This window comes from Pseudomonas massiliensis (assembly GCF_000826105.1).
Lineage (GTDB): Bacteria > Pseudomonadota > Gammaproteobacteria > Pseudomonadales > Pseudomonadaceae > Aquipseudomonas > Aquipseudomonas massiliensis.
Genome location: NZ_CCYK01000006.1, coordinates 375,046 through 397,129, shown reverse-complemented (window position 1 = coordinate 397,129; position 22,084 = coordinate 375,046). Strand labels below are relative to the sequence as shown.

The window sequence follows — 22,084 nt, the reverse complement described above, 5'->3', positions numbered from 1 at the left end:
GCCTTGGTTTTTTTTGGAGCGGCAGGTTGTATCCCGCGGCCAAGCCTGTACAATGACGCACGCTTGCCGGGCAACCCGGCCAGCGTGCGTCATGGTGGCCCCACCGGTCCCCTCGCAATGATTACCCGTCAACCTGGTCAGATCCGGAAGGAAGCAGCCATAGCGGGAACATCGTGTGCCGGGGTGTGGCTGGTGGGGCTGCCACCTACCTATCCCTTCTTTGTCCCTTTGATTCCAGCTCTCGGCCACTGCTTCGGCGATCAGGCTTGCGCATGCCTGCATGGCACGCGCGTGCTCGTTACTGATAGGTCAAGGTGAATTCGAGCATGCCCTCGACGGTGCCGGCGGTGACCTGATCAGCGGGCGCGGTCTGGATGATCTGCGCGGCGAATGTCAGGTCCAGGTTGCCGCTTGGGGGCAGTTGGCTGACAGGGATGATGGTATTAAGCGGCATCGGACTCAGATCGGCCTTGAGCAAGCGTATCGCCACGCCCTTGGCGGTAGCGCCGTTACCGAGGGAGATCACACCCTCGGCCGGGTCACCCACTACCTGGCTGCCATCTTTCGGGGTGAAGTGGGCATGTACCGTGGCTACACCATTGTTGGGATCGTCGAGGCAATTGTGCAGCGCCAGGGTCACGGGGACAGCGGTGGTTACAGTGCCTGGGGCAGTGAAATGGCTCTGGTCCCAGCGCAGCAAGTCCACTTCCACCGGAGCGTTGGAGCCCACGGAGCACTGCGCCACAATGATCGTGCCTTCCGTGGCGAAGGTGAACGCATCGGGGATATCGGTGAAATTGCCGCGGTAGAGCGTCCGAGGCGTTACCTGAAGGGGGCCGGCCGGCAAGGCGCCAGTCTTCACCACGGTAAACCAAGCGTTTCCACCAGCGTATTCATGGAACGTCGGGGCATTGCCATAGCGCATCTCCCCATGCTGAGGGGCGATGGCGGGCCCTCCATCGGCACTACGAAGCCAGGTTCCGGCGCTATAGCCAATGGACTGGTCGTATTCGATCTGGACAGCGATCCCCGGCACGTTGGTTTCCAGCAAGCGCTGAGGGTCGTAGCTACCCCCAGGGTTGGCGGGTGGTGATGCCATGGGCACGACAGGCGTCGAGGTGAATTCCGGGGCCGGTTTCCCCCCGGCCTGGTCCCACCAGCACTGAACGGTCGCATTATTGCCTTCCCGATTAAGAAACGCACGGGACTTTTCAGTCCCTATCACGGCGCCGATGGGTGCATCCCTGGGTACATAGAGCGTGCCGAACCGGTGAATGAAGGTCATGGGGCCCGGCGCGAAACCGGGTTTCCATCTGCAGCCATGGTCGTCTGCCAGTGCGCCGCCGGAGAGGGGAAGCCACAGGGCCACCGCCAGGGGCGCCCAACGTCGAGCCTTGTTCATAGGAGCTCCTGGATAAGATAGGTTCAACCGCACTGGAATGTTCCCTGGCGCAGGCCGTCGCGTTCCGGCAAGTCATCAGGATCCAGCATGAGCTGGCAGCGGCCGTCGTCGGTATCGGCCCAGACCACCTCCAGCGACATGGGCGCCAGGTCCGTGGCCACCAGCAACTGACCGCCCTGGCCCAGGATGCCAAGCAATCGGCCTTGTGCGTCCCGGGCTTGCGCGCCGAAAGGCAGAGGGGTTCCGTCCCGCCGCTGCAGGGTCAGCACTAGGCGGGTAATACGTCGGGCGGCGTAGCGTGCCTTGACGATCGCGCCACGTTGCGGCACGACCTGCAGGGCACCGTTATCGAATTCCACCTCGGCGCCAAGTTGCTCGGTGGTCAGCTCGAGGGTATTGACCCGGTAGGGCTGCAGGTGAGGGGCCACCATATAGCCCTTGTGGTCGGTGCGGGCGGCGCCGCCGTTACGAAGCCCGACGCCTTCAATGTCAGGGACCTCCACCAGCGCTACGGTTTCACCCAGCATGGGGGAAAGGGTGATACCGCCTCCGTGGGCCAGCAGCGAGCCGTTAGCGCTGGCGTTGACGCTTCGGTAGTCACTGCCTTGGCTCAAACCCAGGCTGTAGCTACCGTAGGGCCCCTGCCAGGCACTACTGACCGTCCCGGTGCGGTTGCCAGTCGGCCCTTGGGCGAGTGCCGCGTAATAGCTCAGTCCCTTTTCCGAGGAGTAGCCGTTGACGCTTGCCTGCTGGCTCCAGCGGTTCTGGCTGCGGTGAGCGTCGAAACCGACTCGTGACCATCCCCCTATGTCCAGCGGCAACGAAACGCTCAGGCCCAACTGGCGGTCATGCTGGGCACCCATGCGATGTTCGGTGAGCGATTGTGAGGCGAAAAGGTTGAACTGCGCTTGTCGCCACCCTGTGCTCCAGTTCAGTTGGAACTGCCGCCGGGATGGGCGGGTGCCCCAGTAATCGTCTTGGGATAAGCGCAGGCTCAGGGATGAACCCCTTGGCAGGGTTTGACTGATAGAGGCCTCCAGGCGGCTACGACGGTTGCCGCTGAAGGCCGAGGGCTGGCTACGTTCGCGCAGGGCTTCGCCGAAGTCGCGATAGCCTTCGGTGGAATAGCGGTACCCCGCGAAACGCAGGTAGGTATTGGTGGCAAAGGCCTTGCCATAGCGCACGGCGTAGCTGTTGCCTTGATGCTCTCCGGTCAGGCCCCCGTCGCTGCGGGCATGGGTCAGGTCGGCAGCCGCCGCGCCGAGAATCCCCAAGTCTTTGCCGAGGCCGACGGTAGCAGCCTGGTAGTGCTCGGCGCTGCGGGCGCCCCCGTAGAGAGTCAGGCCTCCTGCGAGGCCGTGCGCCATGCTCGCCTGGGCGAGCAGCGGCTGTTCAGCCGCAGTCCACGCCGAATTGTAGCGCCCGACCGAGGCTTCGTAGCGCCAGACACCCTGACGTAGCAGGTTGCCCAGGGTGGCGAATGCTTGGGTAAAGCGGCGAACCTGGCCGTCGGCCTCGATGAGTGTGACTTCCAGCTCGCCCGTGCCACTGGCATTGAGGTCATCGATCACGAAGGGGCCAGGGCTGACATAACTGGTATGGAGCAGGTAGCCGTTCTGGCGGATTTCCAGCTTGGCCCGGCTGAGGGCCACGCCACTGACCACGGGCGCGTAGTTGAGCATCCCATCCGGAAACATGCCGGGGTCGCTGGCGAGCACCATTCCTGTGATGGGCTCGCTGCTGAACACTTCACCGCCGGTCCGGGTTTCGCCAAGGGTCAGGTTCGCTCGCCATGCGGGAAGGTCTCGCTGCACATAGGTTGCCTGACGCTGCCATTTGCGCTGGTATTGAGTGTGCTGAAAACTTTGCTGGCTACGTATCCGCCAGGGTCCGAGGTTGACGCCGGTGTTGAGCAGCAGATCGCCGCTCCCCTGGTGTCCCGTTCGGCCGCTGCCGTGCCCCAGGGTAGCCTGATAGTTGACGAACGCAGCCCGGATGCCAGGGTCCCAGCGAGAAGGGTCGACGTAGCCCAGGCGTGCCCGCTTGAGCGCGATCTGCGGCAAGGAGAGGATTACTTTCAGCGCCTTGGCGTCGAATTGTACCGCGGCGCCCTCCACCTTATTGACCAGGTCCAGGCAAGTTTCCCCAGACAGGTCTGGGTCGTTGAGGATGTTCCGACGCAAACCGATGCTTTCCAGCCAGCTTAGGGGCAGGCAGGGGCGCAGGTTGTCGGCGTCGTCAGCCTCGATTGCCAGGCTGTGTTGACCAATGTCCTCGTAATTCAGCATGACCTGTACAGGGTAACGGCCCGGAGCGAGGCTCTGGCCCTGTTCCAGATCGCGCAGCGCCTGTGCCGCCGCGCTGCCCGAGTGCAGGAAGGCCGGGTTGAAGACAACGGACGAGGCGACGGCGGGCAGGGCGGACACGCAGCCGCCTGCCAGCAGGAGCGCCCACACGCCCCTGCTCAGCGAAAAGGGATAAGTCATGAGGTTGCCGTATCAGGGTTAAGGTAAAGTCTGCGCCTTGAGCAGGGCACTTTTACCGCCGTAGTCGTTGATGGCGCTGAAGCTGACTGTCCAGGGGGTAGCCAGTGACTGGGGGAGGCTGTAGCGCTGTTCCGAAAAGGGCGCGACCATCGGCCGCTGGGTGATGCGCAGCGTGTCGCTCCCTGAGCTGGCCTCCAGATCGCTGAAGGTGAAGTGGTACGGGCTGGGGTTATTGACAACCAGGGTGCGCCCGTCGTCCTCGCTACGCCACCGTAGCTCGGTTAGGTGCCGATGGGGTTCGCCCGCGATGGCTTTGGGCCGGTAGAACAGCTTGATCCGAGTGCGCAGGGCCAGGGTCAAGCGGTTGCCGCCGCCGTCACTGTGCCTGACCTCCGGGATTTCCTGCACGTTGAAGAAGAACAGGCTTTCTCGATCCTGCGGCAGGTCATTAGGCAGGCCGGTAATGCGCACCAGCTGCTGCGCGCCAGGATCCAGCCGGAACAGGGGCGGGCCGGGAATGAATGGCACCGGTGTGGTGGTATCGTCCGCCTCGGTATTGACCCACGCCTGGGCGGCATAGGTGAGCTGAGAGGGGTTGCGCACCATCACGGTGGTGCTGCGGGCATCGCCCGCATACACGATGCGGGTGGCGCCGATGGTCAGGGCGCTGTGTGCGGGTTGGGTGATCAAGGCCACGACCATGCCGACGGCCAGAGCCCAGGATAAGGGACGTAACATCGGTCAACTCCTCAGGGGAAGGGGGGCGCCTTTGCAGGCGCCCCGGGCTCAAGGAATGTTGACGAGGAAAGAAACATCCGCCGCCACCGCCCCTGGCGTCACCGTTGCGTCGGTGCTGACCAGTGCGGCGTTGAAATTGATCTGAAGATCTGAGCTGGCGCCGACAGGGTAGGTGGGGCTCGGGACGCCGGGTTTGATCACCACCTGCTTTGGGTCTGTGATGGCCAAGGCTACCTTGGTGGCGGTGCCAGTGCCTTCCTTGATTAGGTAATTGGCAGCGTCCTCGCCGTCTTGCCCTTGGAAGGTCACGCTCACTGTGTCTCCTGCTGAGAGTCCGCAGGTTTTAATATCACGAATCCACAGCCCGAAAGGGCGTGTAGGGGTTCGCTGACCGGTCGCGGTGAAGTATTCGCTGTCGTAAGCCCCCAGGTTGATGACGGGGGTAGGCACGCCCGGGGCTACCGGGTCAACGATATCGACGCGGCAGGTAGCGCTGGTGATCTGGCCACGGAACTGGATGGTGCCTGTGTTGGCGAATGTCGAGCCGCTGGCCAAAACCAGCGCCGCAGTGGCGATAAGGCGTTTCATGGGGAACTCCTGTAAAGGCTGGCGCCACGCCACATGGACGGACGCAAGGTAAGCCCGCCAGCGCGGCTGGGGAAAGCCGACGGGGCGTGGCGGGCTTGAACTTATCGGTCTCTCGACTAAATGTTTAGGTTGAAGATTCTCAAATTCTCGCGCAACGCCTAATAGACCTGCCTATAGCCAGCCGGGTCTTTGACGCCTCGGATGCCTTGCAGGTATTTCGGCGGCATCACCGATGGCCATTTACCAACCGACGCGACTCCGACGTTAGGCGACTTGGGCGGAGCAGCACTGGCTGCCTGGCTAATCGGTGCCTCAGGCGGCGTGGGTGAAGGCCCGCGAGTCGAGGGCGGGCTTGGCCGCGGGGAAGCGGGCCTCAGAGGGTACGTGAAGTCCTCCTCGAACATTACGAATTTATTTGATTTAGCTAATCGAATGCTTGCTCTGGCTTGCGCATTGGATGCCTGCATATTGTCGTCCAATACTGAAAGATTGAACTTGGGCATCGGTAGTAACTTTGTGGTGGGGGTGACCCTAGCGGTCTGGGGTATGTTAAGGATCGACGTACTCGCCGCTTCACCCGTCGCGGCTTTGAGCCCTTTGGCCACTGCCTTGCGTCCCAGTGCTCCGGCCATGCCGCTGATCACCAAATCCCCGAGCATCAGCAGGGTCCCCACTATGCCGTCATCTTCCACGACGTCGGCCGCCACCAACAGGTTGTAGGTGAGCACGGCAGAGCTCGTCAAGGCAGAGACAATGAAGGCAGCTAGGCCAATCACCGATGGAGGTGCAATGACCATACCCACCACTAGCATCACGGCGGATATGGCGACCGGCAGCCAACGCTCCCAGAAGCCCCGTTGCGGTTGCTCGATGGGAGGGCGGTAGTCGGGGCCTATGATGGTACTGGTATAGTGCCCGGTGGGGTCTCGGTAGGTGACGGGGTTGCCGCTGGCATAGGCATAGGGATTCACGCCGCCGACCCCGAAGGGGCTTTCCGAGTCGGGCGCGTTGAAACGACCCAGATGCGGGAAATAGATGCGATAGCCTTGGCCCAGCGGGTACCCCGCCAACAACGCATCCCGCCGTTCCCCGTTGAAGCCCCGGCTGCCCAGCAAGGCGGGGTTGGCTTGGCCATAGGCGTCATAATGGATCGGCTGATAGTGCCCGGTCATTGACTCGCCCCGCACGGTTCCCGCCAGGTCGCTGCCCTGCCGGAGTACCCGGCCGTCCGGCAGTCTTTCCGCCACAGGCTCCCCGGTGATGTCCGTCAGGTACTGGCGGCTTCCTGTGGCATCCTGGCTATGATTCGGCGCCAAGCCCTCGTAAAACCAGCGAACCTGCTCGCCATGCTCATCGGAAGTCGCGACCAATGCATCGTGGGGGTCGTAATGATATTGCGTAGTCGCGCCTTGGCTGTCCGCGACCTTGACCAGGCGACGATACCCATCGTGGGTCAGGGTGCGGCCGCGCCCGTCGGTGAGCAGGCAGCCGTTGTCGTCATAGTCGAGGTGTTCCGCCGGTGCATAGTCTGCGGGGCTATAGGTGATGCCCATAAGCCGGCAAGGGTTGTCATCGGCGTAGCTATAGAGGGCGATCACGGCATCACCGTCGGCCACCTCGGTAACGGTCATGAGGACGTTGTCTAGCGCGTCGAACGAGAAGGACTGGCTAATGATAGGGCGGCCCAGCCGATCCTGCGGGAACCAGCCCGGCTCACCCTCATAGCGGCATTCGTACAGCCTGCCCCGCTCGTCATAGCGAAAATATTCCGAGAATACGAGCGCTCCGTCGACGTGGTAGTCACGCCGATAGGGCATGTCGTCGTCGCTCCACGACTGCTGGATAGAGATTGGCTTGCCACCTGGAAGAGACACGGTGCGCTTGCATTCGCGGCCATGGATATCGTACTCCCGGCTGCAATCCGACTGGCCATCGGGCCCTTGGGTCAGGGTTCGCTCCACTTGCCCCCACGCATCGTACTCACATTCGGTGGCCAGGCTGTCCTGGTTGATCGCCTTGGAGCGACCGAAACGATCATAGACATGCGTGCTGGCCTGCGCGCCATCATCTTCGCGCTTCGTGCGGCGGCCCTGCCGGCTATAGGACAGGTGGGTGGCATGCGCTTTTCCACCGGGAGGGGTCGATGCGATCGTGATCGCCTCGCCAAGCGCGTTATAAGTGAATTCGGTACGCTCGCCGCCCTCGCTCACCGCCGAGGTGACCGCCCCGGTGGCCGGGTCGTAGTCGAAATCGCGAACCTGGCTTGGGCTTTCGATCCGCGTAGGTGTGTCGGCCAACTCGGGCGCGTAGCTGTAAGTCCCCAGATAACCGGAGGGTTGTCGATACTGATAAGGCCGGCTTTCGCCGCCTCGATAGGAAAAGCTTTCTGTAAGAGTCCCGACTGAACGCTCGGTCAGCCGGCCCAGACCATCGAACGCTTGCTCACCCACCAAGACTTTAAGCTCTTGGTTAGGGTCGTAGACACCTTTGCTGACCGGTAACGTCGCTGCCGAATGCTCCGCGAACGTTTGGTAAATTTCGCTCTGGTCGTCGTAAGCGGTAGCGATCAGCCGGTCGAATGCATCGTAGCGATAGCTGACCACGCGGGTGAACGACGATTTCGAAGCCAGGGCTCGATCCGGTGGTTCTCGCAGTGTCTGTGTTTTGGAGATACAGCGGCCAAGGCCGTCATAGGCGTAGTCGATTCGACCGATCAAAGCAGGCGGTTGATTATCACCCGCGTCAGGGGCCTGCCTGGCTGCTTCCAGTCGCGCCTCGTAACCAGGCTTGCCGAAGGCGTTGAACCGAGTGACCCTCCACTGGCACCGCTGCCCGGGGTGGTCGGGATGCTCCAGCCAGGTTTGCAACTCGGCGGCACCGTGCTCAGGAATAGGGTCGATACGGGTCACACTGATCAGCCCGGAGGGATCTGTGGTGCTGTAGAGGTTACCCCAGGCATCGTAGCGGTAATGCGTGGTCAGCACCGACACCTTACACGCCTCGAAATCGTCGAAGGTTTGCGCCGATAGGCGCTGGCCGAGCCCATTGTATTGCGTGGCCGAGAGCTGGAGGGTAGCGCTGTCTTCGGTGAGCTGCCGCCACTGGGCTACCTCTCGGCCGAGACCATCCGTGACCTGGATGTGGCGCACACCCTTCACGTCGGTGAGTGTTTGTCTATTGCCCCGTTCACTGTCCTGCTGTGCGACAGCCTGCATCGAAGGAGGGCCAGCGAATTCATAGTTGAAGCGTCGGGTAGCGCGATGGGCTCCGTCGGCGCCCTCCACGGACTCCTCGATAACCCGTTGCAAGGCGTCATGGACGAAGCGCACCGTTACCCCGTCGGCATCGACGCTTGCCACTTCCAGGCCTGATAGCGTGGCGACCGAGCGCTTGGATCGGCTCTGGGTCTTGTCGAAGCCGGTAAGGGTGATGGTAGTGTCCAGCGTGCTGTCAGACAGCGACGTGCCGCCCTTGGCATATTGGAAGCTCATGCAGCTTCGCTTGCCGCCCAGAAGGTCCTCCTGCCGCTGAACGCGCCCGTGGGCCACGGGGTCGCTGGCCTGCCCACGCCCTCTGTTCGCCGCAGAGGAGGCCTGTGATTCGGGTACCGGTTCGGGTCCCGGTTCGGGCTCTCCATAGTAGTGATAGGTAGACACCCGCAGAGGATCCTCCTGGTTTTCCAGGCATAAGGCCTCTTCTTTTATCAGTACTTGGCCCGCGCCCTGGCTGCCGGCCAGGGCAGGAATCCCTACATAGCGATAACGCGTCACCCGGACAGGAGCGCCCGCCTCGTGCGTGCTGGCGGGCGTAACGGTTTTGCTCTTAATGTAGTGCGTAAAGCCGTAGGGGTCGGGCGGGCATTCACCCGCCACGCCTTCCGGGGGATAGTACTCATAGCTGAGCGTGACGCCGTCCGGGCCCGTTTCGCTCAGCGGGTTGCCCTGAAGATCGAACGTTTGCGTCAGGGTTTCCAGGCGGGTGCCGTGGCCATCGAGCTGCCAGCGTGTTTCGGTGGTCTTGGGCAACTGACAGTAGCGTGGCTGATCCTGGAAAGGTTTGCCCGCTTCCATATGGTACTCGACGGTGCGGATGAGTTTGTGGCCATCCTCATCCGTAGTCTCTTCCACCAGTTGATGGAAACGATTGTAACGGCGCTGGATGTCGCGTACTTGGGCCTGACCGTCATAAACCTTGGCGGTGCTACCATAGCGGAAGTTATCATCGGCAGCTTTATAGAGCTGATCGCTGCCATCGTTGGTCCAGCGGCTCAGGGCCCCATTGCCGAGATAATTCTGTGAGGTGTATTCCCAGCGCGTTTCGAGCAAGGGTTGTCCAAGCCCTGGGTCCTGTCTGTGCCGAGTGACGCGGGGTAGGGCAGGTGGCCTGTTGGCCAGGTCGTCGCTAGGCCAGGGGAATTGATGCCCCTGGTCGTTGTATTCCAGGTCTTCGACGCCACCCTGGGGCGTTTCGATGCGTTTAAGGCAAGCGTAACCGCGAATGGTCTGGTACTCGAGCGTCCATCGACCTCGTTCGACGTCTACCAAGGTCACGCTGTCCAATTGCCCGCCCGTTCGGGCGAAGGCCATGGACAGACCCGGTTGCGGGGCGTCAGGCGCCAGCGTGACCGTGGTCAGTTGGTCCTGATAGTCGATGCGCAATAAAACCGTTTGGCCGTCATGGTCCAGCACCTTGCTCAACACCGTGACATTACGGTAAGTCTCGTACTCGAGATGAAGGGTATGACCCAGCGGGCCGATCAGTCGGTCTGTCAGGGCGACCCTCCGGCCGTTCTCGTCATGCAGGCTCATTTCCTCGATCAGCCCTCCACGGTGGACCAATCGATAAGGACCCGTGCCGAGGTTGTCGGCGTAGAACCGAAACGCCTCCAGCTTCTGCTCGGGGATCGTGGCCGGTTTCTGCATGCCATTGGCGGCCGTGACCTTGAAGGTTTCACCGCTGGCGGTGCTCAGCATGCCCTGGTTGTCCGGGCTGAAGCGGGTCAGGTTCAGCATCCAGCCACGACCGAAGCCATGATCCAGCGGGTTGAGCAGGTTATAGCTCAGCGCCAGGGACGGGCTGGGCCCGGCCAGCTCGCCACTTTGAAAGCTCGGCAAGCGCAGGCTGACGGCAAAGTGTCCAGTACGCGGATCAACGCCTTGGGTAAAGAAGTCGCCAAAGTTGAAGGCATTGGATTGAACATTCGTCTCGACTGTCATGAGAAAGCTTCCTTATTGCTTTACCGTGGCGCAACGTACATGGCTCGGCAGCGGCGTGGAGGTAGGCCGCAGCCCGGCAATGGCCTTGCCGTCTAGGCAACTGGCGCTGCCCCCGCTTTCGGATCGCCAGTCGTCCTCGGGCTCCACGGCCAAAGGGGCCTTGCCAAGGCGGGGCTCAGCGCACTCGTAGGCGTCCTTGCTGGCGCCCGTAAGTACCTTGCCATGGGGGCACATCACCCATCTTCCGGTGCTGCCTTTCAGGGTTTCGGAGTTTTTCATCTGCAATTCAGCGGTTTTCGCACATTGGTATTCGTAGGCACCAGCGCGGTTTACGAAAGCGCTAAGCGCGCCCTCTGCGCAGGTGGCCTTGTCAGCGCCTGGGCGCTGGACCATGTCCGCCAGTGGAAGCGGCGTGTCGAACGCGGGTTCACCCGGCAAGCGCGACAATTGCACGCGCATGCAGGAAAGCGTCTTGCGAGTCGGGTTGCCGCGAAGCGCGTTCAGGCGCAATCCTTGCCCAACGGGAAAGCCTAGGTCGTTGGCGCCCAGGTCCGACAGGTTGACCCAGGGAAGGCTGGCACCTTCTTTCCAACTGGTAAGGGTAATGGCGTAGTTGCCCTGATCGGGGCGGCAAAGCTCATCGTCGGTCAGTACGATGCGCGTGGCTGAAGGAATGCCGCTTAAAGCGATCTTGGCAATCTGGTCGTTCGGCACAGGGCTGCCCCAGTTACGGAATTCGTAGCGCTGGTCGCTGCCGAATTGTCCAAGACCGATGCTGTAGTCTTTACCCTTGTCGTCCACGAAGTGAACCTGGCCGGTGGGGGCTAACGAAGCGGATTTCGCTGCCGAGGCGGATGGGTAGCCGTGGACCGTCCCGCACAGGTACCAGGTTTCTCCTTCGGGAAGATAGCCGCTGTATTTGCCTTTTCGTCCGATCAACACTTGACCATCCGGACAACTGAAGCGGCTGTCTCCCTCCTTGAAGGGCCCATGCCAGGTTGGCGAGGGAGTAATCACCAGTGGATTTTCGCGCTCATCCAGGAGCTGTCGGCACTCAAGCCGATACCAAGCTGCGGGCAGCGCTGCGGTTGAAGTAAAGGTCCAAACCGCGGTGTGGGCCGGGCAGATATCGTAGCCGTCCCTATAGGGAGTTTTGGGCCGCTCCGGCGCTTTCGGCCCGCCGCGCAAGCCCGCGGCCAGAGGTAGACAGCGATGCTCGTAAGTACCAGTTTCAGTGTCGACGGACCGGCCCGTGATCGCAGGCGCGCCTTCAGCGCATAAGTTCGTTTCGGTCCGGTCCCCGCTGCGCCATGTTCCAGGAGGAAGGGGCATCGGCACCATTGGCACGGCCTGGCCGGGCAGACGCGAGGTGGTCATGCGAACACAGGCCAAGCCCTCCAGGGAGGCGCCTGGCTTGCGATAGCTGGCTTTGACCCTGAAACCATTATGGATAGTGTCCTGCCCCAGGGACATCAACTGACTGATCGGCAGTACGCTCGCATCTCCGTCCCCGGTGGGGTAGGTAGCGTTTTCACGAACGCTGGTCAGTTCGATCCAGAAGTCTTGATCCTGGCTCTGTTCACAAAATTCACCGCTGCTCAGCACCAGGGTGCTGGCCGAAGGAATGTTGACGAACCGCAGGTAGCGGACCTTCCCGGCCTGCACGGGCCTATCGGCTGTCTTGAGCGTGTATTGATTGCTCCAACCCCAGGCCGGGTTGAGTTTAAGGTTATCGCCGTCGCCGGTGTGTTCGTTCCACAGAATGACGGTGCCGGGTGGGGATTGTATTGCCTTGGTCGGATTCTGCTGCGGCGCGCTAGTCGCCTGGGCCAACGCGGTCAGGCTACAGCCGAGCCCGAGCCACGCCAGCCACTGATGCGGGCGGCGAAGGAAAGAGAAAGTCATGGTCTGCTCCAGAAAAAGCAGGCACGCGCCGGATGCGTGCCCTTTGGACGGTCAGAAAAACAGTGCGCATTCCAGATAGGTCGGCCCGTTCTCATCCGCGAAATGTGCCCGTCCAACCACTGCCATAGGCTCTGGGCATTTCAGGTCGGATGAAGATTGGAAGCCAAGCATCAAGTGCCGCTGGCGAGGTACCATGTCCTTGCCCCAGGCATCGATCAAGGTCTGGCAGGTGTAGGTCGTGGGGCCATTTTCGTCGCCCTTGTGCGAGCGGGCGACAAGGACGCTGTTGTCCGGGCAGGCTACTTCGGCGATGCTTTCTTTATCCTCCGTAAGTCTGTAGCCCTGGGATTCATTCTCCTTTGTAATTGTCCAATTCTTCTGGTCTTCGCCGGAAAATACCAGCACATCACCGCCTTGCTTGAGCGTGGCGCAGCCGATAGTGGTGTCGGCATTCTCATCGCCGTCGTGGGTTTCACTGATGATGACGCCCGCCACCGCTTTTCCATCCTTTTGCGTGCAGTCGAACGAAGCCGCGCTTTCCTTCTGCGTGATGAACCATTGTTGGTCATAGACAGCCTGTTCGGCCTGCGCCGTAGCGCCGATAGCCGTCAGGCCTGCCGTTATCAGGAAAAGGCTGGTCAGTCGAAAGGGTTTCATTACGCCTCCAGTATCAATGCGTTGGGCATGTATTGATTACGTCGTTATGACGATCGGTGCCATTCAAGGAGCAAACGCCGACCCTGCCTAGCTGGCAGGTTTGTCAGTACCTTGCGTTGGTTCGAGAGGGTATGTAGCAGCATTCCCTACGTGCCTGAGGTGCCCATATGAAGCAGAAACTTTCCCCACCCAGCCGGGATGCGCTGGTGGCCTGGATGAAGACACATGACATGATGCTGGGATGGAATGCGGTGATTGCCTATGACCGCCTTATGGTGAACCGGCTGCTACGTCAGCAATGGCTGGAAAAATATGACAACGGCGAGCGCCTGCCCCCGGCCAAGGGCAGGTTCGAGGAGCAAGCCCCTGGTGAATACAGGTGGCTGGGGGGCGTTAGCTACGATCGTGTCCCGGGAAGTGGTGTAACTGAACCAGCCGAGAGCGCCCAAGGGCGAAAGAGGAGGGTCATCGTGGTTCTTGGCTAACGTTGAGTTTGCGAAGACCAAACGAGCACCAGGAAAACCACGATGACCAAGCCACTATCGCATTGACCGAGTTGGTTGAGAAAGGGGCAGACGCTGATCTGCTCAAGCAAATGATCCAGTTCGTTGCCCAGCGCATGATGGAGTTCGACGTCGAAGGCCTGTGCGGCGCCGGTTTCGACGTCAAAAGCCCAGACCGGACAAACAGTCGCAATGGCTACCGTGATCGCCTTTGGCAGACCCGCGCTGGCGATGTTGATCTGAAGATCCCCAAGCTGCGCCAGGGCAGCTATTTCCCGGGCTTTCTTGAGCCACGGCGCACCGCCGAAAAGGCCATGGCGGCGGTGATCCAGGAAGCCTATATCCAAGGTGTTTCTACGCGCTCGGTTGACGAGCTGGTCAAGGCCATGGGCATGACCGGGATCTCGAAAAGCCTGTTTCAAAACCAGGCGCCAGTAGCGCTGGAACAACTGAGCCTGGCCGGACCACTGGCATCGTTCGGCCAGGTCAGCCCAGGGAAAACACGTTACTGGATCAAGGTTCATCATCAAGGCAATGAAAGCGATGTAGTTGCAGCCGGCACCTGCATCGATCTCGCTATCATGGACGCTGACGCTGCGCTCAAAAGCGTGAGCTGGGAGATCGCCGGGCAGGGCGACTCCCATTGCCAGTCCAGCCTTGGCGTTGTCCACGGAAGTGGTACTCAATTCCGCTATCAAGCGCCTTCCGCCACGAGCTTGCATAGCCGTACCCTGCAGGTACGACTTACCGCTAGCGCGACCTTTTCCGATAGCACCAGCTGGCGTGGCCAGGTGCTGATTACGGTCCTTCGTGACGCGGTGCAAGTTTCGCCGCAGGTGTGCCTGCTGGAGCACGGGCAGCGGTTTCAGTTAACCGCGGATGCCGTGCAAGGCTCAGTCACGGCTTCGGTACAGGGAAGGGGGACGGTCGTCAACGAGCGTATTGAGCAGCGCCCGAGCGAAGACGGATATGACTGGGAGTACCAGGCGCCCAGTGGCACCGACGCGCTCGAGGGGAACGAGCCGGCCATTCCCGGCAAGCCCTTGCAGGGCTACGTAGTGGTGGAGGTTCGCGTGTTTCGAAGCGACCTTTCCCGGGCGATGATCACTGCGCCACCGAAACCCGCCGACTTCGTGGGCGTACGATTGTTCCCGGTTCCCTGGGTGGAAATAGACATGCCCGAATGATGTGTCCGCTGGGGTGATGTAGTGTTGTGATAGCGGTGCTACCTGACAGTTCTGCCAGTACCGCCGCTTGATTCGCAGACGTATAACTTGGCCATGGTTGTCCACTCGATGGAGTTTTCATGGTCCTGAATCACCCCCGGCGCGACCTTGTCTCGCCACGCTCCTCACTGCCTCCGGCGCCACAGGTTCCTGTCATGCGGGGGCAGGTCATCCTGCTCGAAGACGTCGGTAACGAGGGTCTGCAGACCTTTATCCGGCATCCCGATCTGAAAGTGGGCGATAGTCTTACGGTGCATTGGCGTGGGCGTACCCTGGACGGTATCCCTGTCGATGCTCCCGACAGTGAAGTCCCGGTGCTCGACCCGCCGCCAGACGACGGGTTGCGTATCGATATCCCGATCGAGTTCCTCACTCGGATCCGCGGCGGAGAGGCTTTCTATTCCTATGGCTGGATAGACGGTGCCTCTGGCCAGGAGATGGAGTCGGAGCGACTGATCTGTTACATCGACCGCTCTGCACAGGCTGCCCCTGAATTGCCGGTAGCCCAGATATTCGAAGCCCATGACCTGCATATCGACTATGCAAGCTTTCCCAGCAAGGGCAGCGTAATGATCGCGCCCTACGAGGCAATGGCCGTGGGCGACGTTGTCACCTATGCCTGGCAAGGCTATCGCGGTTCCCTCGCGCTGCCTGTCAGGAAGGGTTCCATTACCCTGGATGAAAGCCACCTGGGGAAAGCACTGACTCTAGACTTGGCAAGGTCCTCTTTGGCGGGGAACGATGCCGGAGAGCTCTCCTACACCGTAGCGTACAAGTCTACGAGTGTTACCAGCCAATCGCCGCTCCAATATTACAAGGTTGGCTCCTCCGCCAAGGTCGAACTGCCCCCGGTGACCATCGAAGGTCATTCGGGAGGGCCGCTGGATCCTGCTCAGTTTCCTGGTGGGATTCCGGTTCGCTGCCCTGTCTATCCCGGGATGCTGACCGGTGACCGACTGTGGGTACGTTGGCAGGGCGCAAAGGAAGCCGCCACGCTGCAGCGTTATGTAGACGTTTCGATCGCCGAGAGCCAGCGGCTGTTGTTCGTCATACCGTCCGACACGGCACGTCAGCTAGGCAGCGGTACCCTGACGTGGCATTTCAGCCGGCCGGGCAAGGCGTTGCGCAGCGAGCCGCTGCAAGTGGACCTTCAGGTGGCGTTGAATCTGCCCGCGCCGGTGGTCAGCGGCGTGACTCACGAGTCAGACGTAGATAACCGAGGCTATCTCCGACCTGAAGCGATCGCCAGCGCCGGCGGGGTGACTCTGACCATTCCGCCGACCGCGGAGTACCCGGGGGCGACCGTGGCCATGCACTGGGTCGGCCACGAACCAGAGGGTTCTACCATTATCAGCCGGCCGGTGTCGGAAACGACGCCCCGGGTATTCCAAGTGGGGCGCCAGTTCATCGCCGCCAACATGGGGGAAGATGAGGCCAAGCGCGTCCAGGTGTTTTACCGCGCCACGCTTGCCGGTCAGAGCCAGGATTCGGCCGTTTACCGGCTAAAGATCAAAGCGCCTGAGCTGGCTCACCTGAGCACGCTGATTTGCGAACCGGCGCAGGGCGGCACTTTGTCCAAAAAGGGGCTACCCAGCGACGTGAAGTTCACCTTGCCTGAATGGCTGTTCATGGCCGCCGGGCAAATCATCTATGTGACCGGCTATGGCACTGATCTGGACGGCTATCCCGTTGAGGGGCCGCTGACGCCTTCGAGCGGGTACCAGGTGACAGGGCCAGACGTAGCCAGCCAGGCCGCTTCGTTTTCCAAGGCACGCAGATGGTTTTCCGACCTCAAGGACGATTCGACGCTGGAGTGCGAGGTCAACGTCAGCTTCGACGGCGGGCGCACTCGAATTCCGTTCCCCACGCTCAGTTTGCACGTCATTGCCTGACGTTCATCATTAAGAGGATATTCTCATGCCAAGCACCACTGGCCAAGAAACCGTGGAAAAGCTCATCGAATGGATGAAGCAGCCTTCCACTAACTACACCCAGGATTGGAGCGCAGTCGCCGCTTATGATCGGGAAAAAGCCAATCTCCTGTTGCAGCAGGAATATATCGAGCGTTACGACAGCGGCGAATTCATCAAGCCCTCCACGGGTCGCTTCGAGGAAGTGGACCCTAACGAAAAAACCTATCTTTCCGGGGTAACCTTCGATCCACCGCGCTTGAGCTTTGAAAATTCTACGCTCCAGTCCAGCAGGGCCACCTTGACCTGGAAAGCGGTGGACGGTGCAACGGTCAATCTATCGAGCCTTGTGCATGGTGACTCCAGAACATGGAGGGTCGTTGAACTCAATTATCAAATAGGGTTGGCCAGCTCAAAGCTGATCCAGACAATCGAGCTTGAAACCACCAGCGGTGGAGCAGAGGGCGGTGAAGTCTACCTAGATATTCTCAAGTCCGGCTCATCGGTAGAGCCGCGCTATACCGCGGTGTCAATCCGCTCACGGCAGGTGAAGGCCGCCCGCGAGCTACATGCTTTGCTTGCCAATACGCCAGGGCAGCAGACGCGTTTTGTGTTGAATACGATCAAGTCTGACCCGCAGGCGTTTTTCGATCCCACGCGCTTTGGCGTGCGTGTGCATCCCAGCGAGGAAAGCACGAAGGATGCGTCAGGCGCGGCGCAGGGCGCTGTTCTGGTATTTATCAGCAGTCACAACCAGGACATCGGCAGCTTTCCTAACCCCGACAACTATAAGTTTATGATTCCGCAAGGCTATACGGCCACGCTCGCCGTGGCCAGGAAGTTCATGCTGCGTCGTTTCATAGAGCTTTTTCTCAAGGAGCTGGATTCCAATGCGGAAGTCACTTTTACCCCTCATACCGGTGTTCCTGAGCTAGCTGAAGTCAGAGCAGGCAAGCTTCCTACGGAAAATTTGACCTCGACAATGAACCTTGCCGGTCGCGAGATAGAGTTCAAGGTTTTGAAACGTCAGCTGGACTTCATGGGAACCGATCCGGTTTCGCAACCTTTGACCGTAAAATTCACCGAGCCTGACGATGGCGCTATCGGCTTGCAGGTCGCTTGGAAAGGTAGTCAAAGATTTGAATACTATAGTGGAACCAAGGGCTACGGCAGCAATTGGATGGATAGTGAATACCGTTGGGATTATACCTGGAACTATGCCATCGAACTGGTCGGCAACGATCTCGAAATCAAGGAATTGCCCCATTCTTCCCGCCACAAATTCGTGCCGAAGACGGTCGAGGTCTATTGGAAGGATCACGTAGCGGAAGTGGTCGCCCACTTGGAAAATGAGATATTCGACAAACAGGTGCGCGCGCTGGTCACCGATGCGTTGCGAGCGGGGTTGGGCCCGCTCAATACACTACGCCTCAATCAAATGCTGTTCCGCAGCGAGGCGCCAGTGGCACTGGAAGACCTGCACATGGCCCAGGCGCCTGTCGTATTCGGCCAGGTATCGCCGGCACGAACCCGCTTTTGGCTCAAGCTTGCAGGTTTTGGCGATGAGGGGGACGGCGTACAAGCGGGGAGCAGCCTGCCGCTGACGATCGAGGACGCCATGGGCGTGCCTACCTCGGTGACCTGGTCCATCGAAACCATCTTCGGCCTTTCCGAAACCAAGGGTGAGGTTACGGGCACAGGCCTTCAATATAGCTACAAGGCGCCTTCGCGCGAGAGCCTGGTGGGCGGGTATGCCATGGTACGGCTGAGCGCGACGGCGACGTTCCCCGGCGACGAAAAAAAATACACCTCCAGTACGCTTATAAAGGTGTACGCCAACCATCTGTACGTTTCTCCACAAGTTCGGCTATTGGCACCGAATCAGAGTATTGATTTGAAAGTGGAGGGCCTAGGTGGAGGTAAATACAACGGCCGCATCGACAAGGGCCCGGATGATGGCGCCAGCCAAACCGAGGTATTGGCCGAGCGTGATGACGGCGATGGCTACAACTTCAGATACACGAGCCCTAATACGACCACCGACAAGGAGCCCGGCAACAGTACCAAGCCCAAGACGATCGAATATCGTCGGCTTGCGTTCAGCCAAGAAGGAGCGGACGGCGAGAGTGATAGCTATGTGGTAGTCCCTTACCACGGCGAAGAGTTCGCCATCACGGTGCTGAAGGTGACGGAACAGGGTGGCAAGACCCAGGTTGAGCTGCGGGCCTATTGGAGTGATGGCGAAGCACTCGAATCCGGGTATGACCCCGTATGGTCGGTACCCATCGGGGTAGGCGAGATCGAGGGCAAACCCGACGGTACCGCCGTACTTACGCTTCCCACGGAACCCGTCCAGGGCTTTTCGGTGGTGGAGGTCAGAGTCCTCTACGAAAACACTTACGCCGTTTCCTCGGGCAAAAGCCGCCCGCCTGTGAACGAGGCGTCGAGCGATGTTCTCGCGCCGCCAAAAGCAAACCCGGATTACGTAGGCGTAAGAATTTTCCCCGCCCCATGGTTCGACGTTCCAGACCCGAAAAGTGGCAGCAAGAACGATGACGCGCCCGTGGTGCAGGGATGACCTGATCAGCGCGAACACCGTGCAGCGGGCGGGCTTGTTCCCGTCCGCCTGACGGCAAGACGCCTGGGAGTTAAAAAATGGCAATGACAACCGAAGACCTTACCCGCTACTTGCAACAAAATACCGTCACGCTTGGCTGGGCCAGCGTTACCGTAATTGAACTTGAAGCCGCCGCGACGAGGCTCAGCGAACTGTTCCGCTTGCGCCCCATGAGCCATTTGGCCTTCAAGCCGTTCGACATTCCGGCGTTCGACACGTCGCCCAACGAGACGGTGCGCTTGAAGGACGTGCGGCTAGGTACGCCGCGGCTCAGACCTGCGGTAGATACCAGTGGCGCGCTACCGGCGGGCGAGATGGTGCTGTTCATTCCCCTGGTGGGAGGTGTTTATAGCGTGACCGCCGTGGCGAATTCCGTAGAGTATCTCTATGAGCATATCGTGCTGGCTGAGCCTCTAGGCTATGGATTGAGCGTGCGTTTGCCCCTGGCTGCCGTGAAGGGCCGGGTGACGGAGGGACGGGTCCATTGGCAATGGTCATTCGATGATATCAAAGCCGTCGAGGGCAACTTGGGGACTGTCCCGGCGACGTGTCAAAAGATCGCCGATAAGCTGCTGCCCTACGCTCGAAAAATGGGCCTGCTAAGCAGCCCGGTTTACACCCATTCCCTGCCGGAGGGCGTCGAGGGGCCACTAAGCCCGGTCAGCGTGTTCATGAGCGTAACCCCCTCCGGCGAGGGCGATGATGTCTACGCTCTCAATCTGTTCGCCAGCACCACGCTCCAGCCGCAGGAAGGTTCCCTCCCGGGCCCGAGTTCTCCTTTTCTGCTTCCAAAGAAAGCGGCTGGCCAGGGTTATGAGGCCAATATCGGCGTATACGCCAAATCGGTACTTTCCCCTTTCCTGGAGCACCGTGCCCCGGGGGCGACCGACGCCCTGCTGAGCCTGATTACCTACGCCCCACTATTTGACCTGGCGAGCTCGAAGGAAGTCGAGCAGGCCCTCGATAAAGCTTACTGGGCCCAGCTGCCTACCCTCGAAGCTCAGCCGGAAACCGGGCAGCCGCGATTGGCGCCAGCCATCGCAACGCGCCTGCTTGGTTCGGCGGCCGATCCTGCCGCGGATCATGAGGCTACCCTTGTCGCAGCCGCACCTATCACCTTTCGAGCATGCGGGCTGGGTTCGCCCTTGACTTGGAATTTAAGCGTCTGGGCAGCTGAGCGGCAAGCTCCACACCCGGAGCCGATCGCCGAGCTGATACCTTCGGTCACCGGTACTAGCGCCACGTTGCAATTAGCTCAAGACGTAACGAGCGGCCATTTCCAGCTACGCATCCAGGCCAGGGATGCTCGTGGCGAAACAGCGCTAGCCGACCTGATCCTGCGGCCGGCCTCCCCAAGTGCACGGGTGGCGCCGCCCTTGGCATCCCTGAATGCCGATGGCCAGGCTTTCTTCGAGGTATTTTCCATTCTGCCCAATCTACAGGTGCTGGGCGGGGAAGCCCAAGGCCAGGCCGAGTTGACCGAAGAAGGATTTGTCTTCAGCGCGGCGGACGCGGCGGAGGAGGGCGCCGCCGTGGTGCTGGCCGATTCGGCTCGGTCGATGCCCGACCAGGCGCTGGCGCCAAGCACCCGTTATGGCCTAGGGGTAGTCGATTTGACGCCGCCGGCGCGCACGCGTTCGCGCTGGACCGAGCTGGACATGTTCGAACTGGAAGCGAGCCAGGGTGATCGTGTGTATGCCAACGGCCGTCAACAGTTGGAGGTGACCATCACCGTCGGAACCAAAGCCGTGAACGGGCGTTATGTCCCGCTCAGCCAAGCGGAGATGAACAGCCTGCAATTGTTCATCAAGGACACGTCAATCAGCCCTATCGAGTTTCTGCCACCAGGAGAGGAAGAGATCCGAGCGGAGATGGGTTTGAATTACGCCCAGACCCTTAAGCATAACGGTGCATACCGATTCTACCCTGGTGGCGCGGCCACACTGACGGATCCATCCGCTGACGATGGAAAGACCACGGCGCGCCTTTACCTGATGACGCGTACCGCGGGGAAACTGACCCTGATAGCACGATTTACGAGTGATACAGGTGAGGTGTTCAGCTCCAACGTCGTCGATGCCGATAAAGGGGAAATCAGCGTTCGAGGCGTGGCACCGCCTACGTTTACCGCCGGTACTTACAGGTTCCAGCCCGAGGTTGTCGGCTCACCTTTCCCAGGCACCTGTGTGGTGAACGGAAGCGATGTCGGCAACTGCTTGCGCTCGGTCACCTATTGGAAGTTGGCATACCAGGACAGTAGCGTTACCCAGGTGCCTTTCGTTCGTTTGATGTTCGATAAGAATCCTCCAGGCGATGCCGAGTCGCAGCTCTTTCCTACTCAGTCCCTGATGCGTTGGGAAAGCGATCGCATGGCCGAGGTAATGTTTAGCTATACCGGCTATGCCTTCGCGCCCCGCAGGGTGGATGGCGGGAAGGAAAGCGCGTTCGACCCGGCCACGATGTACTACGACCCGCTGCTGGAGTGGTTCATGGACCACCGCGACCCCGCCTCCCTCGACCATGGGGTGAAAACCGCCGCCGGCACGCCCACCCGAGTAGACGCGGGACAGCTCTGGATCGGCCTGTTCCGTACTGACAGCACTCTTTACTGGAGTGACATCGACAGCGAAACCGATGAGGACAAAGCCTTGAGGCGGCACCCGTTCGCGACATTCAGCGCGCATATGGACGGCGTGGGGCTGAACGTCAACCTCATCGACCAGGACGGCAATCTGCATCCTCTTTCAATCCAGTTCAATGGCGCCAAGGGCGTAGGAGGCCACCGCGATGCATTGCGCGTCGAGGTGCGTGGCCTGTCTGATAAGTGAGAAATCGG

General features: G+C 60.6%; 11 protein-coding genes, 1 other RNA gene and 1 pseudogene. 6 read left to right on the top strand and 7 right to left on the bottom strand.

The genetic code is table 11. The annotated features are described in order from the left end of the window. Positions 1-101 precede the first annotated feature (101 nt). Positions 102-198, top strand: an RNA gene (ffs, locus tag BN1188_RS07890) — signal recognition particle sRNA small type. Positions 199-298: 100 nt separating this feature from the next. Here the strand turns inward: ffs and BN1188_RS07885 are convergent. From BN1188_RS07885 to BN1188_RS07855, 7 genes are all read right to left on the bottom strand, one after another. Continuing rightward, on the bottom strand, positions 299-1,402 hold the full coding sequence (locus BN1188_RS07885; RefSeq protein WP_052469201.1) for a fimbrial protein: 1,104 nt from the start codon (positions 1,400-1,402) through the stop codon (positions 299-301). A gap of 23 nt (positions 1,403-1,425) precedes the next feature. After that, entirely contained in the window at positions 1,426-3,888 is a 2,463-nt protein-coding gene (locus BN1188_RS07880) for a fimbria/pilus outer membrane usher protein (protein WP_040260866.1), read from the bottom strand. A gap of 18 nt (positions 3,889-3,906) precedes the next feature. Continuing rightward, a complete protein-coding gene (locus BN1188_RS07875; protein ID WP_040260865.1) occupies positions 3,907-4,626 on the bottom strand; it encodes a fimbrial biogenesis chaperone in 720 nt (239 codons plus the stop codon). Positions 4,627-4,674: 48 nt separating this feature from the next. After that, positions 4,675-5,214, bottom strand: coding sequence for a fimbrial protein (locus BN1188_RS07870; protein ID WP_052469200.1), 540 nt, complete (start codon positions 5,212-5,214; stop codon positions 4,675-4,677). A gap of 158 nt (positions 5,215-5,372) precedes the next feature. Next, positions 5,373-10,430: an RHS repeat domain-containing protein gene (locus BN1188_RS07865; protein ID WP_040260864.1), complete on the bottom strand. Its 5,058-nt coding sequence runs from the start codon at positions 10,428-10,430 to the stop codon at positions 5,373-5,375. 12 nt (positions 10,431-10,442) lie between these two features. Further along, positions 10,443-12,335: a hypothetical protein gene (locus BN1188_RS07860; RefSeq protein ID WP_040260863.1), complete on the bottom strand. Its 1,893-nt coding sequence runs from the start codon at positions 12,333-12,335 to the stop codon at positions 10,443-10,445. A gap of 51 nt (positions 12,336-12,386) precedes the next feature. Next, entirely contained in the window at positions 12,387-12,992 is a 606-nt protein-coding gene (locus BN1188_RS07855; protein ID WP_040260862.1) for a hypothetical protein, read from the bottom strand. A 167-nt stretch (positions 12,993-13,159) separates the two neighbouring features. On the opposite strand from BN1188_RS07855, the gene BN1188_RS07850 reads away from it, so the two are divergent. The 5 genes and pseudogenes from BN1188_RS07850 (at position 13,160) to BN1188_RS07830 (ending at position 22,076) form a co-directional block, all read left to right on the top strand. Beyond that, entirely contained in the window at positions 13,160-13,477 is a 318-nt protein-coding gene (locus tag BN1188_RS07850) for a hypothetical protein (protein ID WP_040260861.1), read from the top strand. A gap of 56 nt (positions 13,478-13,533) precedes the next feature. Then, positions 13,534-13,908 (top strand): annotated as a pseudogene (locus tag BN1188_RS07845) (IS256 family transposase); the annotation flags it as partial. 893 nt (positions 13,909-14,801) lie between these two features. Then, positions 14,802-16,613, top strand: a complete 1,812-nt coding sequence (locus tag BN1188_RS07840) for a hypothetical protein (protein WP_148485246.1) — start codon at positions 14,802-14,804, stop codon at positions 16,611-16,613. 25 nt (positions 16,614-16,638) lie between these two features. Continuing rightward, positions 16,639-19,209 carry a hypothetical protein gene (locus tag BN1188_RS07835; RefSeq protein WP_040260859.1) on the top strand — a complete coding sequence of 857 codons (2,571 nt, stop codon included), beginning with the start codon at positions 16,639-16,641 and terminating at the stop codon, positions 19,207-19,209. Between the two features lie 77 nt (positions 19,210-19,286). After that, on the top strand, positions 19,287-22,076 hold the full coding sequence (locus BN1188_RS07830; RefSeq protein ID WP_040260858.1) for a hypothetical protein: 2,790 nt from the start codon (positions 19,287-19,289) through the stop codon (positions 22,074-22,076). Positions 22,077-22,084 lie beyond the last annotated feature (8 nt).